This window comes from Mycobacterium fragae (assembly GCF_002102185.1).
Taxonomy (GTDB): domain Bacteria; phylum Actinomycetota; class Actinomycetes; order Mycobacteriales; family Mycobacteriaceae; genus Mycobacterium; species Mycobacterium fragae.
Genome location: NZ_LQOW01000031.1, coordinates 210,331 through 224,306 on the forward strand (window position 1 = coordinate 210,331; position 13,976 = coordinate 224,306).

Consider the following 13,976-nt stretch of genomic DNA (forward strand, 5'->3'; position numbering starts at 1 on the left):
CCGGCATCCTGGGACGCAACGTATACGTATCGGAGAATCCGCTGGTAACACCGTCCGCCTGCGCTCGTGCCGAGCCCGAAAAACCCGGCGTGTCGCTCGCTGAAGTGCGACTTTGCCGCGAGAAAATGACGCGGAACCGCGATTGGCCCGCCGATGTCACTTGAGCGCGCCAAGCGCCGCGGACAGGTAGGTGAGGTAAGTGGGAGCTCCGCGAGATTTCGAGTCGGGCCGCACCCGTGACGAAGACCACAGCGCCGGACGGGCGGCCCGTATGCGTTGGCTCGCGGCAGCCGCTCTGGTTCTCGCACTGGTCGGCGGGTTCGGTTACGTCGGCCAGCAGCGATTCCAGGAGCACCAGCGCGACGTCGCGGCTGCGCAGGCGCTCGCTGCCGCGGAGAAATATGTCGTCATGCTGACCAGTGTCGACAGCAACACTCTCGACAAGCATGTCGCTGACGTCCTCAATGGCTCGACCGGTGAGTTCAACGCCAACTACACCAAAACCCTCGCCGGGCAACACCGTAAGCACGTCGTCAAGAACGAGGTGACCACACACGGGGCGGTCGTCGAAGCGGCCGTGAAATCCGCTACCACAGACGAAGTTCAGGTTCTGCTGATGGTCGATCAGTCGGTGAGCAGCCTGGCGACCCCTGAGCCGCAGATCGATCACACCCGCATCAAGATGACCATGCAGAAGGTCGACGGCCGGTGGCTGGCCAGCAAGGTGGAGCTGTTATGACGACCTGGCGCACAGCATCCGCGGCGGCCGCGATCGCGAGTTCGATCGTGGCAGTTTCAAGCGCTCTCTCCACCGGCGGCACCCACGCGGACACCGTCAACTGGGAGGCCATCGCGCAGTGTGAATCCGGCGGTAACTGGTCGGCCGACACCGGCAATGGTCACTATGGCGGCCTGCAGATCAGCCTGCCCACGTGGGACGCCAACGGTGGCGAGGAGCTGTCCGCGTTGCCGTCGACGGCCAGCCCACAGGAACAGGTCCTGGTGGGGCAGCGGATTATGGCCAAACAGGGTCCCGGGGCCTGGCCGAAATGCGCATCCTGCAGTCAGGGTGCGAGGGCCCCGGTGGGTTCCCTGACGCATCTCCTGACAGTCATGTGGGGTCAGTCCGGCGGATGCCGAGGGTCGTCGCGCGCCGTTGACGAGTAGCGGCCGGGCCCGCGCTGGAGGTTGTGCCGGTACTGCGGAATATTGAAAAGGCATGACGGCATCCTCTGCGCGGGCCGATCTGCCCGATGTGCAGCTGAGCCCCGGCGGACCGTTCGGGGTCTACATCCATGTGCCGTTCTGTGTGACCCGCTGCGGATATTGCGACTTCAACACCTACACGCCGGCCGAGCTGGGCGGGGTCAATCCCGACGCATGGCTGCGGGTGCTGCGCTCGGAGCTTGAGTTGGCGGCCGCGCGGCTGAGCGCACCGACCGTTCAGACGGTATTTGTCGGGGGTGGGACGCCGTCACTGTTGGGCGGTGAGCGGCTGGCCACCGTGCTTGCGGCGGTGCGCGACAACTTCGTGTTGGCATCCGATGCCGAGGTGACCACGGAGGCCAACCCGGAGTCGACCTGGCCCGAGATGTTCGCGGCGCTGCGATCGGCCGGATACACCCGCATATCGCTGGGCATGCAGTCGGTGGCGCCGGGAGTGCTGGCCACCCTCGACCGGGTGCACTCGCCGGGCCGGGCGGTAGCCGCGGCGGCCGAGGCGTTGGCTGCGGGATTCGAGCACCTCAATCTCGACCTGATCTACGGCACCCCGGGCGAATCCGACGACGACCTTGCGCGCTCTGTGGATGCGGCCATCGAGGCCGCTGTCGATCACGTGTCGGCCTACGCGTTGATCGTCGAGGAAGGCACCGCATTGGCGCGACGGGTCCGGCGCGGCGAGATCGCCGCTCCCGACGACGACGTGCTGGCGCATCGCTACGAGCTGGTGGACGCGCGGCTGCGCGCCGCCGGCTTCGACTGGTACGAGGTATCGAACTGGAGCCGGCCGGGCGGGCAGTGCCGGCACAATCTCGGCTACTGGGACGGCGGCCAGTGGTGGGGGGCCGGGCCGGGTGCGCACAGCTTCATCGGGACAACCCGATGGTGGAATGTCAAGCACCCCAACACGTATGCACAGATGCTGGCCGAAACAACGCTGCCGGTCGCCGGTTTCGAACAGCTGAACGCAAAGAACCGCCACACCGAGGACGTGCTGCTCAGGATCCGGCTGCGCCAGGGTCTGCCTCTGACCCTGCTGGATGCGCGCGAGCGCGAGCGCGCCGCGGTCGCCGTCGACGACGGCTTGCTGATCGGCGACGGCGATCAGCTGGTGCTCACCGACCGGGGACGGCTGCTGGCCGACGGTGTGGTGCGCATGCTGCTTGGATAGCGATGATGGCTTCCGCGACCACCGCTCAGCTACTCGCCGACCACCGCGCGTCCGGTCGATTCTTCAGCGCCGGCGGTATCGGGTCGTTCGCGCTCGACGCCGGGCCGCCCGACGCGGAGCCGGTGCTGTGTGTGCACGGGGTGCCCGCCTCGGCGTTCCTGTACCGCAAGCTCGTTCCCGAGCTGGCCGAGCGCGGTCTGCGTGGCGTCGCCGTCGATTTGCCGGGCCTGGGACTGGCCGAGCGCCCCGCGGATGCGGACTACAGCTGGAGCGGCCTCGGCCGGTGGCTGGGCGCAGCCGTCGACGCGTTGGGTCTGGATCGCTTCCATCTGGTGGTGCACGACATCGGCGGCCCGGTCGGATTGGAGCTCGCCGCCGCCGACCCCGGTCGGGTGCGGTCGCTGACGCTGCTCAACACCATCGTGGCGGTCGAAACGTTCCGCCGGCCCTGGATGATGGAGCCCTTCGCCCGCCGGGGTGTGGGCGAGGCGTGGCTGGCGTCGGTGCGGCTGCCGGGCATGTTCTACGCGCTGATGCGCTACGCCGGGGTTAGCCGGCACGTGTCGGCGTCCGAGATCGCCTGCTACGTCCAGTTGTTGCTCGGCACCGACGGCGGCAGTGCGTTCTTGAAGATCATGCGCGGCTTTGAGCGGACAGCCGAAAACCAACGGCGGTACCTATCTGCGGTACGCAGTACGCCATACCCGGTCCAAATCATCTGGGGCACACGCGATCCCGCGTTGCCGTGGCGACACTACGGCGTGCAGGCGCAACTGGCTGCCCAAGTTGATGATCCAATCCTGTTGCCCGCAAAGCACTTTCTGCAAGAGGACTGTGCTCCGCCGATCGCCGACGCCGTCGCGCGGATTGCCCGTTAGAAGCAGACGACGCTGCGCGCGCCGCGTCCGGCGGCCATGTCGGCAAACGCCGCCTCGACGTCGTCGATCCCGATGCGCCGGGTCACCAGCGCCTCGAGGTCGAGCAGGCCTCGCTGGGCGAGCTCGGCGAGCACCGGGATATCGCGCGCCGGGTCGGCGGCGCCGTACACGCTGCCCTGAATCGTCTTGCCGTCCGCCATCAACGAGAGTGCCGGAAAGTCGACCGTCTCGTCGATGCCGGCGGCGCCCACGAGCGTGACCTTGCCGCCGCGCCGGGTGGCTTCGTATGTGGCGCGGATCGTGGCGGGCTTGCCCACCACTTCGATCCCGTGATCCACGCCGACACCGCCAGTGAGATCGCCCACCGCGGTGGCCAGGTCGACTTCACTTGCGTCGACCGTGTCGGTGGCGCCGCAGGCCATCGCCGCCGGCAACTGCCCGGCCACCCGATCGGCGGCGATGATCCGCGCCGCGCCGGCCAGTCGGGCTCCCTGAATCGCGGCCAGGCCCACCCCACCGCAACCCACCACCAGCACGCTCTCACCGGGGCGGACCACCGCCGTGCGCATCACGGCGCCGACGCCAGTGGTGACCCCGCAGCCCAGCAGCGCCGCGTGGTCCAGTGCCAGCGACTTATCGACCCGCACCGCGGCCGGGGCGGGTAGCAATGTCTGTTCGGCAAGCGCGCCGACGCCCATCCCCGGCCAGATCGGGCCGGTGGCGCCCTCCGCGTACGGGTCGCCGTAGGCGTGGTCGTAGCCATGCACGCACAGCTGGGCCTCACCCCGCAGGCAATGAAAGCAAGATCGGCACGGCACATTCCAGGTCAGCACCACATGGTCGCCGACGCCCACATTGGCCACGTCGTCGCCGATTTCGACCACGGTGCCGGCGCCCTCATGGCCGAGCGTGCACGGCGTCAACGTTGGGATACGCCCGTCGCGCAGGGACAAATCGCTGTGGCATACCCCGCTTCCGGCCAGCTGCACCCGAACCTCGTTGCGGCCGAGCGCCCGCAGCTCGACCTCCTCCACCGCGGCGGGCCGGCCGGCCTCCCGCAGCACCACCGCCTTCATGTGATCGGGTCTGTGACGCACGTCATACCGACTTACGATGGCGGGACGGCCGCACCGGGTCAAGGAGGCAAGGCAATGACGGTGACTTCCTCGAAGACGTCCTCAGCGACGCAAACGACTCAGCCCACGCTGATGATCGGCGGCCAGCCGCAGCCGGGCGCCGCGGCGAGCTATCCGGTACACAACCCAGCCCGGCCTGCCGAGGTTGTCGGGCACGCCCCGGCGGCCGACCGCGACCAGCTCGACGCCGCGGTGCAGGCTGCGCGACGGGCGGCACCCGGATGGCGGACGCTCGGCGTGGCCGAGCGGGTCGCCGCGATCTCGGCGGCCGCAGCGACGGCCGCAGAGCAACTCGCCGGCAGCGACGGCGCGCGGTTGTACACCCGCGAGCACGGCAAGGTGCTCGCCGAGGCGCGCGGCGAAATCGGCACCGGGCCGGCCATCGCCGCCATGCTCGGGTCGATGGCCGCGGCGGCGCTGGCGCCCGAACGGATCGAGTCGCAGTCGGACTATCCGCGTCTGCAGCGCGAGCCTTACGGCGTCGCGGCGCTGGTGCTGCCCTTCAACTGGCCGATCGCGGTGATGATGACCAAGCTTTCGTCGGCGCTGGCTGCCGGTAACACCGCGGTGGTCAAGGTGCCGCCGACCTGCCCGTTGGCGGCGTTGCAGTTCGGCGCGGCGTTCGCCATGGCGCTGCCCCCGGGAGTGGTCAACGTGCTCGCCGCCCCGGGCATCGAGTTGGCTCAGGCGCTCGTCACCCACCCCGGCATCGACGTCATCTCGCTGACCGGCGGCGTGGCAACCGGACGCGCCGTGATGGCCGCGGCGGCGGCCCGGCTGACGCCGGTCCTGCTCGAGCTGGGCGGTAACGATGCGGCGATCATCGCTCCCGACATCTCGATCACCGACGCGCTCGTCGAGCAGCTGGTGGCGGCGACCTACACCACCTGCGGTCAGGTGTGCATGGCGATCAAGCGGATGTACGCGCCGGCCGACCGGGTTGACGAGCTGGCCGACGCGGTGCTGGCCCGCTGCCAACGCGAAGTGATCGGCGACGGGCTCGCCGAGGAGGTCACCCTCGGGCCGATGCACACCGCCGCCGGGCGCGACCGGGTACAGGCGCTGGTCGCCGACGCCGAGGCGCACGGCGCGACGGTTCGCACCGCCGGAGCGATCCGGGAGGCTGACGCCGACGCCGACGGATACTTCGTGCTGCCCGCCGTCGTCACCGGGATGGCCCCCGACACCCGGCTGGCGACCGAGGAACAATTCGGACCGGTGCTGCCGATCTTCGGCTACCAGGGCATCGATGATGCGGTCAGTGCGGCCAACACCACCGACTTCGGCCTCACCGCATCGATCTGGACCGGTGACGACGCGCTGGCCGACCGTGTCGCCGGACAGCTGATCGCCGGCACGGTCAGCGTCAACTGTCACGGGATGGCTGCCCAGGATCCGCGGCTACCGTTCGGCGGCGTCGGTCAATCGGGGCTCGGCCGTGAACTCGGCGTCGACGGGGTCCGGGCGTTCACCCAGCCGCGAGCATTCGTGCGGCACTCGCCCCCGCAGTAGCGGCGATGCACCTCTATGAGTGATTTATACTCATAATATGAGTAAGCGTTTGCAGGTTCTGCTCGACGCCGATGAGTGGGAGCAGCTCCAAAAGACTGCACGCCGACACCGGACAACCGTCTCCGACTGGGTTCGCCGCACGTTGCGCGAAGCACAGCGGCGGGAGCCTGGCGGCGACCTGGACGCCAAGTTGGGCGCCATCCGTACCGCCACGCGTTATGACTTTCCGGCTCCCGACATAGATCAGATGCTCGAAGAGACCGAACGCGGATACTTGGAACCGCCAGAAACTGCCCGGTGATCCTCGTCGACTCCAATATTCCTATGTACCTCGTGGGCGCATCGACCCCACACAAGCTGGACACGCGGCGCCTGCTGGAATCCGCACTTTCCGCCGGCGAACGGTTGATTACCGACGCCGAGGTATTACAGGAAATCTGCCACCGCTATGTGGCGATCAACCGGCGCGAGGCGATCCAGCCCGCCTTCGACGCGATCCTCGGCGTCGTGGACGACGTCCTGCCGATCGATCCCCGCGACGTCGAGCAAGCAAAAGACATTCTGTTGCGCTACCACGGCTTGTCGGCCAGAGATGCGCTACACCTGGCCGTCATGGTTCGCAATCGCATTGGTCAAATCATGAGCTTCGACCGGGGCTTCGACGGTCACCCGGGGATCACGCGACTGGCCGACCCGTCCCTTCATCCAGCAACTTCGCATTCATTGCAAAAATAGCCGCGCGGACCATTGCCCAACGCTGGCGCGGGTGTCAGGCTGACAACATGACCGCAGAACGTAACGCGGAAGGCTACGTCGACCAGGCGGTGGCGGGCCTCGAGGAGCCGCAGCCGATGTACAAGGCGCTGCGCGAGTCGAGCCCGGTGTTCCGCTCGCCGTCGTCGGTCGTCCTGTCTAGCCTGGCCGACATCGAAATGGCGCTCAAGCACACCGAGCTGTTCTCGTCCAACATGGACGCGGTCGACCTGGGTAACCTACGGCCGCTGATCCCGCTGCAGATCGATCCTCCCGAGCACGCGAAGTATCGTCGCATCCTCGACCCGCTGTTCACCCCGCGCGAGATGGCCCGGCGGGAACCGGAAGTCACCAAGCTCGTGAACGAGATGATCGACGCCTTCGCCGATCGCGGGCAGTGCGACTTCCACGCCGAATTCGCTGTGCCGCTGCCGTGTACGGTTTTCCTGCAGCTGCTCGGCTTGCCGCTTGAGGACCTCGAGCAATTCCTGACCTGGAAGGACGGGGTCATCCGCCCGGATGGTGGCCCCTTCACCTTCGAAGAACGGCACGCAGCCACCGCCCCGGTGGCGCAAAAGATCTACGACTACTTCGAGCGCGCCATCGACGACCACATTGCCAACCCGCGCGACGACGTGCTCTCCGCGTTGATCGCGGCGGACGTTGAGGGGCAGCCGCTGTCGCGCGAGGAGCTGCTCGACATCTGCTTCCTGTTCCTCATCGCAGGGCTGGACACGGTGACCGACTCGCTGGATTGCTTCTTCGTGTACCTCGCGCGCCACCCGGAGCATCGTCGGCAGCTCATCGATCAGCCCGACATCCTGCCCAGCGCGATCGAGGAGCTGTTGCGCTGGGAGACACCGGTACCCGGAGTCGCCCGCGTCGCCATGCAGGACATCGAAGTGGCCGGCTGCCCGATCAGCAAGGGGGAGCGGGTCAGCCCGTTGCTCGGCGCGGCCAACACGGATCCGACCGAATTTGCCGATCCAGAGGTCGTGGACTTCTGCCGCAACCCGAACCGGCACCGGGCGTTCGGCGGAGGCCCGCACCGCTGCCTCGGCTCTCATCTGGCCCGCATGGAGCTACGGGTGGCGCTGCGCGAATTCCACCGGCGCATCCCGGATTACGAGATCCCGCCCGGCACCGAGCTCAGCTATACCGGCGGCCTGAGGTCGGTGGAGTCGCTGCCGCTGACGTTCCCGGTGCGCACGTCCTGATGCCTAGGGTTTGCGTCGACGCTGACCGCTGCACCGGGCACGGGCGCTGCTACACCTTGGCGCCTGACGTCTTCGACGCCGATGAGATGGGGCACTCGATCGTGCTCGTCGAGAACGTCTCCGGCGACCTCGAGCAGCACGCCGTCACCGCCGAACAGAACTGCCCAGAGGGCGCGATCACGCTGACTCGCTGAGGCCCGCCGGTGCTCGCCCGCCCCGAGTGTGCGATGACGGCGTTGGGTTGTGCGCGCAGGGCGCGATAACCGCCCAAATCCCGCCGTGGGGGCACAGTCAAGGCCCTAAGCGCACACTCAACCACGCACATCTTTGCTTTCATTGCATAGATAGCATTGACAGGCCTTGAAATCCGACGATAGTCATCAGGTATGGCGCTGCTGCCGGATCCAGCTCCCCGGGCGCGACAGCATGTCCTGATCTCGGTCGACGACCACGTCATCGAACCACCCGACATGTTCGACGGCCGGCTTCCGGCCGCGCTGGCCGACCGGGCGCCACGGATCGTCGAGACTGACGACGGTCGTCAGGCGTGGCACTACGAAGGCCGCGAATACCCAAACGTCGGGCTCAACGCGGTGGTCGGGCGGCCGCCGGAAGAGTGGAGCATGGAGCCCGCCCGCTTCGACGAGATGCGCCGCGGCTGCTGGGACGTCAAGGCCCGGGTCGCCGACATGGACCTGGCCGGGATCTGGGCGTCGCTGAACTTCCCGTCGCTGATCGCCGGGTTCTCCGGCACCGTGTTCTGGAAGAGCGACGACCCGGAGCTGGGCCTGGCGGTGCTGCGCGCCTGGAATGACTGGCATCTGGAGGTGTGGGCCGGCGGTGAGCCCGAGCGCATCATCCCGCTCCAGCTGCCGTGGCTGGCCGACCCACAACTCGCACCCGAAGAGGTGCGCCGCAACGCGGCCCGCGGTTTCAAGGCGGTCAGCTTTCCCGAGCTGCCCGCCCAGTGTGGGCTGCCGAGTCTGCACACCGGGGTATGGGACCCGTTCTTCGCCGCCTGCGAGGAGACCGACACCGTGGTCTGCTTGCACACCGGATCGGCGCAATGGGCGCCGATCCCCGCGCCCGACACCCCGTTCGAAACCATCACCACGCTGTTCCCGGTCAACGGCCTGGTCGCCTGCGCTGACATGCTGTGGTCGGGCATCCCGGTCCGGTTCCCACGGCTGAATATCACCCTAGCCGAGGGCGGGCTGGGCTGGGCGGCAATGCTGGGCGACCGCGCGGATTACGTTCTGGCGCATTCGGCTTCGGGCCGCGACGCCGGATCCTGGAAGAGCGATCTGCTGCCCAGTGAGGTGCTGCGGCGCAACTTCTGGTTCTGCTCGATCGACGACCCGCACGCGTTCGGCGCGCTGGACGCGATCGGGGCCGAACGGATTCTCATCGAAAGCGACTACCCGCACGCGGATTCCACCTGGCCCGACACCCAGCAGGTCGTCGCGCGCAACGTCGCGGGCCTGTCCGCCGACGACGCGGCCCGGATCACCCACCGCAACGCCGCGGAGCTGTTCCGCCACCCACTGCCGAGCAGCGAGTGGCTAGAGGAGGTCCAGTGCTAGATCTGTTGATCCGAGATGCAAACATCGTCGACGGCACCGGAGCCCCGGCTCGCCACGGCAACGTCGGCGTGAAAGACGGACGCATCACCGCAGTCGGTGAAACAGACGAACCGGCAGCGAAAACGCTTGATGCACAAGGACTCACGCTCGCCCCCGGTTTTGTGGATCTGCACACCCACTACGATGCGCAGCTGTTCTGGGATCCGACCGCGAGCCCGTCGGTGCAGCACGGGGTCACTACGGTGTTCGGCGGTAACTGCGGGTTCACCCTGGCGCCCGCGGCCTCCGACCAACAGGATTACCTGACCCGGATGCTGGCCCGGGTCGAGGGCATGCCGCTGGACGCGCTGCGGGCCGGGCTGGACTGGCAATGGTCCTCGTTCGGTGACTGGCTGAAACGGTTCGAGGGCCGCATCGCCGTGAATGCCGGTTTCCTGGTGGGACATTCGGCGCTGCGGTTGGCGGCCATGGGCGACGACGCCGTCGGCGGGGCCGCGACACAACAGCAGCTCGAGCGGATGGTGGCACTGCTGCACGACGCGCTCGACGCCGGCGCCCTCGGGTTCTCCACGTCGCAGTCGCAGACCCACAACGACGCCGCCGGCAACCCGGTGCCGTCCCGCAGTGCATCGCGCGAGGAGCTGCTGGCGCTGGCGGGCGGCGTCCGCGATCATCCGGGCACCACGCTGGAGGCGATCATCCCGGGCTGCATCAACGGGTTCACCGACGACGAGGTCACGCTGCTCACCGACATGTCGGTGGCAGCCGATCGCCCGCTGAACTGGAACCTGCTCGGCGTCTCCGCGGCGAACCCGGCCGGACACGAAAAGCAGCTGCGCGCCTCGGAAGTCGCCGCCGAACACGGCGGGCGGGTCGTCGCGCTCACCCTCCCGCACGCCATGAAGATCCGGCTGTCGTTCCTCACCGGCTTCGTGCTCGACGGGCTGCCGGGGTGGCGCGAGGTCATGCACCTGCCGGTGCCTGAGCGCCTTGCCGCGCTCGCCGATCCGGAAGTCCGTCGCCGTCTGAATCAGGGCGCCCAGTCGGAGGAGGCCGGCATGCTGCGCGGCCTGGCGAACTGGGGGCGGCTGATCATCGTCGAGACATTCGCCCCCGAGAACGCCGACGCGACCGGCCGCAGCGTCGGCGAGGTCGCGGCGGCCCGCGGTGGCGAGCCGTTCGACACCCTGCTGGACATCGTCATCGCCGACGAGCTGCGCACCGGACTGACCCCGCCGGCCTTCGGCGACGAGTCCGCCGACTGGCGAATGCGCTCCGAGGTGTGGCGCCACCCCTACGCAGTCATCGGCGGCTCGGACGCCGGCGCCCACCTCGACATGATGTGCGGCGCGATCTACACGACGTCGCTGCTCGGCCACGGCGTGCGCGAGTACGGGGTGGTGACGCTCGAGGAGGCGGTCCGGCTGCTCACCGACGTGCCGGCCCGGCTGTACGGGCTGGTCGAACGCGGTCGGATCACCCCGGGCTGGCACGCCGACCTGGTGCTGTTCGACCCGGACACCGTCGACCACGGGCCCGAGCGCACCCGCTACGACCTGCCTGCCGGCGCGCCCCGGCTGGTCGCCGAAGCCCACGGCATCGCCTCGGTATTGGTCGGCGGCGTCGAGGTATGCCGTGACGGCGTGGCCACCGGCGCCATGCCCGGCACTGTGCTGCGGTCCGGACGGGACACCCAGACGGTGCCCGCCGCATGAATCCGGCGGTCGACGAGTTCGACCCGACCGAGCTGCAGGGCGGGCTGCTCATGCAGGTCGAAAACGTGCACGAGCGGCTGCGCGAGGCGCGGGCGCGGCACCGGGTGATGGTGGGCAGCCCGTTCTCCGAGACCTCCTCCCAGACACTGGGTCCGGACGGGGTGACGGTACTCGGTTACGACGAGTGCCAAACGGTGCTCACCCATCCCGACACGTTCTCGTCGTCCATCTACAAGCAGATCATGGGCCCGGTCATGGGCCGCACCCTGCTCGAACTCGAGGGCGCCGAGCACCGGGCCAGCCGAGCGCTGGTGTCCCCGTCGTTCCGCGCGGCGCTGCTGGATAGGTGGCGCAGTGAGCTGGTGGAGGTGGTGGTCCATGAGCTCATCGACCGGTTCGCGCCGCGGGGTCGGGCAGAACTGGCGCGCGAGTTCACCTTCGCGTTCCCGGTGCAGGTCATCGCGAGGATCATGGGTTTGCCGCGCGAGGACTATCTGCGCTTCCAGCGGCTGTCGATCGAGTTGCTCAACGTCGTCTACGACTGGGACTGCGGGATCGCCGCGTCCGCCGCGCTGAGGGCCTACTTCAAGGAGATCCTGGCCGAACGGCGGCGCAGCCCGCAGGACGACTTGATTAGCACGCTGGCGGAGTCCGAGATCGACGGCGAGCGCCTGTCCGACGACGAGATGTTCGCGTTTCTGCTGCTGATCCTGCCGGCCGGCGTGGAGACGACATACCGCGCCTCCGGCAACCTGCTGGTCGCGCTGCTGACCGAACCCACGCTGTGGGAGGCGCTGCGGGCCGATCGCGGGATGCTGCGCGGCGCGATCGAGGAGGCACTGCGCTGGGAGCCGCCGATCACCACGGTGGTACGACGGGCGGTGCGCGACTGCGAGCTCGGCGGGGTCGCGATTCCGGCGGGGACGAACGTCAACGTGAGCGTCGCTGCCGCCAACCGGGATCCGACGCGCTACCCTGACCCGGACCGTTTCGATCCCACCCGAAAGAACATCGCGCACCTGACCTTCGGGGGCGGACCCCACCTCTGCCTGGGTATGCATCTGGCGCGCATGGAGGCTGGGGTGGCGATCAACGCGCTGCTGGACCGGCTGCCGGATCTACGCCTGGACCCCCGCGCTTCGACGCCGCATGTGGTCGGGGTGGCGTTCCGCTCGCCGGCCGCGCTGCCGGTCGAGTTCGCGCCCGCTCACGTCAAGTGATGGGGAACCACTGCCCGACGACGCGCGAGATCTCGATATAAAGCGGGATCCCGATCGTGACGTTGTAGGAAAACGTCAAGCCCAACGATGCGGCCAGCGGCAGAGTCGGGCTCGCCTCGGGGATCGCCAACCGCTGGACCGCGGGCACCGCGATGTATGACGCCGCGCCGCAGAGCACCGCGAACAGGATGTAAGTTCCCGGCTTGAAGTGCGTATGGGTGAGGTAGCCGTAGGTGTACGCGGTGATGATCCCCAACGTGGCGAACAGGTTGGGCGCCAGCAGACCGAAGGCGATGAAACCAGGGCCGGCGCTCTTGAGGTCCTTCAGTCGGCGCGAGGCGGTCATGCCCATCTCGAGCAGGAACAGACAGAGGACGCCCTGGAAGGCGGCCACGAAGACATTGTCGTCGTCGTGGACGACCTTCGCGCCCTGCAACCGGCTGATGAGCCCGATGATGATGCCGCCGAATAACAGATAGAGGCCCGGGTTGAGCAGGACCTCCCTCAGCAACTTGACCGTGGAGACGTCCCGTCGTTCGGGATGCTTCGAAATCTCCAGCGCGAGTTTGGATTCCTCTTCGAGCTCTCGCTCGTATTCGGCCTCGAGGCTTTCTCCCGGGCGTGGCTGGGCGGTCGCGCCGGGCCCCGGGCTCAGGACCGGGCTGTAGCCCGGCTCGCCGGGCATGTTGCCGGCCGCGTCCATCCTCCGTTGCCGAAGCCGCGCCGCCAGATACAGCGCCACCAAGCAGCCGGGCATCTCCATGACGGCCAACATGACCGGCATGAAACCGTTGAACGCCATCCCGACGGTCGCAAGGACACCCACACAGGTTGCGAACGTCCCTGCCGAGTCAGACCCGTAGTAGCCGGCCACCGTCGCCCTGTCGATCCGCCGCATCTTCGTCATGCGGGTCAGCAGCAGGTAAGCCAGGAAGCCGATCAGGAAGTTGAGGAGGAAGCCCAGAACGATGAACCCGACGATGTTGCCGATGCTCGCTGCATGGATCGTGGCGAGCTCTTCACCGCCGTGCCAGCCGATGGCCAGCAGCAGGTACATCGTCACGCCCTGGTAGATCACATAGGGAAACTCGAACTGCACCTTGAGGATTGGGATGAGGAAGCCGAGGTAGAAGAACATCAACAACGGCTTGAAGAGGTTGTGGCGGAAGTTCTCCCAAAACTCCAGGAGCATGGCTGCCTCCCCTTATGCGCGCGGTCGACACAGGAATCGCGACCGCCGCCATGGGGGCCATGAATCACCGATCGCGGTGCACGCTAGCAGAGCCGCGGGGCGGCCAGACGTCGGGGATCGCCCCTTACCGCTTGGTGGCGACCAGTGAAGGCCGCACCACCGGCTCCTTGACGCGGTGCGTCACCGACCCCCATGCCGACGGGGAGTAGTGCGTGGTGACTTCCTCGAACCCGTCGACTCGGGAAACGCTGAGCACACCGGTGTCGTGGTTGATGCTGAGCTTGTCGCCGTCGGATGCGTGCACCTCTTCTCCGTCAAGGAGCCGGATAACAAACACGATTGCTGTCCTCTCGTCAGAGTTCGGCCTAGGGGAATCGT

15 protein-coding genes are annotated in these 13,976 nt (G+C 67.9%); 12 read left to right on the forward strand and 3 right to left on the reverse strand.

Annotated elements, in window-relative coordinates:
- Window positions 1-199 precede the first annotated feature (199 nt).
- From AWC06_RS19445 to AWC06_RS19460, 4 genes are read left to right on the forward strand one after another with little or no spacing between them, the layout of a single operon-like run.
- Complete coding sequence (locus AWC06_RS19445; RefSeq protein WP_139820137.1) at window positions 200-739, forward strand: hypothetical protein; 540 nt, start codon at window positions 200-202, stop codon at window positions 737-739.
- On the forward strand, window positions 736-1,167 hold the full coding sequence (locus AWC06_RS19450) for a transglycosylase family protein (protein ID WP_085199628.1): 432 nt from the start codon (window positions 736-738) through the stop codon (window positions 1,165-1,167). The genes AWC06_RS19445 and AWC06_RS19450 overlap by 4 nt, the downstream gene beginning before the upstream one ends.
- Window positions 1,168-1,219: 52 nt before the next feature.
- Window positions 1,220-2,392 carry a radical SAM family heme chaperone HemW gene (hemW, locus tag AWC06_RS19455; protein WP_085199629.1) on the forward strand — a complete coding sequence of 391 codons (1,173 nt, stop codon included), beginning with the start codon at window positions 1,220-1,222 and terminating at the stop codon, window positions 2,390-2,392.
- Between the two features lie 5 nt (window positions 2,393-2,397).
- Window positions 2,398-3,270, forward strand: coding sequence for an alpha/beta fold hydrolase (locus tag AWC06_RS19460; RefSeq protein ID WP_085200059.1), 873 nt, complete (start codon window positions 2,398-2,400; stop codon window positions 3,268-3,270).
- Here the strand turns inward: AWC06_RS19460 and AWC06_RS19465 are convergent.
- A complete protein-coding gene (locus tag AWC06_RS19465) occupies window positions 3,267-4,346 on the reverse strand; it encodes a zinc-binding dehydrogenase (protein ID WP_085199630.1) in 1,080 nt (359 codons plus the stop codon). The two genes, AWC06_RS19460 and AWC06_RS19465, sit on opposite strands and share 4 nt — an antisense overlap.
- 75 nt (window positions 4,347-4,421) lie before the next feature.
- Between AWC06_RS19465 and AWC06_RS19470 the strand changes: the two genes are divergently transcribed.
- The 8 genes from AWC06_RS19470 (at window position 4,422) to AWC06_RS19505 (ending at window position 12,406) form a co-directional block, all read left to right on the forward strand.
- Entirely contained in the window at window positions 4,422-5,918 is a 1,497-nt protein-coding gene (locus AWC06_RS19470; protein WP_139820138.1) for an aldehyde dehydrogenase family protein, read from the forward strand.
- A gap of 37 nt (window positions 5,919-5,955) precedes the next feature.
- Window positions 5,956-6,219, forward strand: a complete 264-nt coding sequence (locus tag AWC06_RS19475; protein WP_085199632.1) for an antitoxin — start codon at window positions 5,956-5,958, stop codon at window positions 6,217-6,219.
- A complete protein-coding gene (locus AWC06_RS19480; protein ID WP_085199633.1) occupies window positions 6,216-6,653 on the forward strand; it encodes a type II toxin-antitoxin system VapC family toxin in 438 nt (145 codons plus the stop codon). Before AWC06_RS19475 ends, AWC06_RS19480 begins: the two co-directional genes overlap by 4 nt.
- A gap of 47 nt (window positions 6,654-6,700) precedes the next feature.
- A complete protein-coding gene (locus AWC06_RS19485) occupies window positions 6,701-7,888 on the forward strand; it encodes a cytochrome P450 (protein WP_085199634.1) in 1,188 nt (395 codons plus the stop codon).
- A complete protein-coding gene (locus tag AWC06_RS19490) occupies window positions 7,888-8,082 on the forward strand; it encodes a ferredoxin (RefSeq protein ID WP_085199635.1) in 195 nt (64 codons plus the stop codon). The genes AWC06_RS19485 and AWC06_RS19490 overlap by 1 nt, the downstream gene beginning before the upstream one ends.
- Window positions 8,083-8,274: 192 nt before the next feature.
- On the forward strand, window positions 8,275-9,471 hold the full coding sequence (locus tag AWC06_RS19495) for an amidohydrolase family protein (RefSeq protein WP_085199636.1): 1,197 nt from the start codon (window positions 8,275-8,277) through the stop codon (window positions 9,469-9,471).
- Window positions 9,465-11,186 (forward strand): N-acyl-D-amino-acid deacylase family protein, encoded by a 1,722-nt coding sequence (locus AWC06_RS19500; protein ID WP_085199637.1) that lies wholly within the window; start codon window positions 9,465-9,467, stop codon window positions 11,184-11,186. Before AWC06_RS19495 ends, AWC06_RS19500 begins: the two co-directional genes overlap by 7 nt.
- Window positions 11,183-12,406, forward strand: a complete 1,224-nt coding sequence (locus AWC06_RS19505; RefSeq protein WP_085199638.1) for a cytochrome P450 — start codon at window positions 11,183-11,185, stop codon at window positions 12,404-12,406. The genes AWC06_RS19500 and AWC06_RS19505 overlap by 4 nt, the downstream gene beginning before the upstream one ends.
- On the opposite strand, the gene AWC06_RS19510 is transcribed toward AWC06_RS19505, so the two are convergent.
- The gene (locus tag AWC06_RS19510; protein ID WP_085199639.1) at window positions 12,399-13,598 is read right to left on the reverse strand and encodes a sodium-dependent bicarbonate transport family permease; all 1,200 of its coding nucleotides are present in this window, start codon (window positions 13,596-13,598) and stop codon (window positions 12,399-12,401) included. The genes AWC06_RS19505 and AWC06_RS19510 overlap by 8 nt on opposite strands.
- A gap of 124 nt (window positions 13,599-13,722) precedes the next feature.
- Complete coding sequence (locus tag AWC06_RS19515) at window positions 13,723-13,935, reverse strand: hypothetical protein (RefSeq protein WP_085199640.1); 213 nt, start codon at window positions 13,933-13,935, stop codon at window positions 13,723-13,725.
- Window positions 13,936-13,976: the final 41 nt, after the last annotated feature.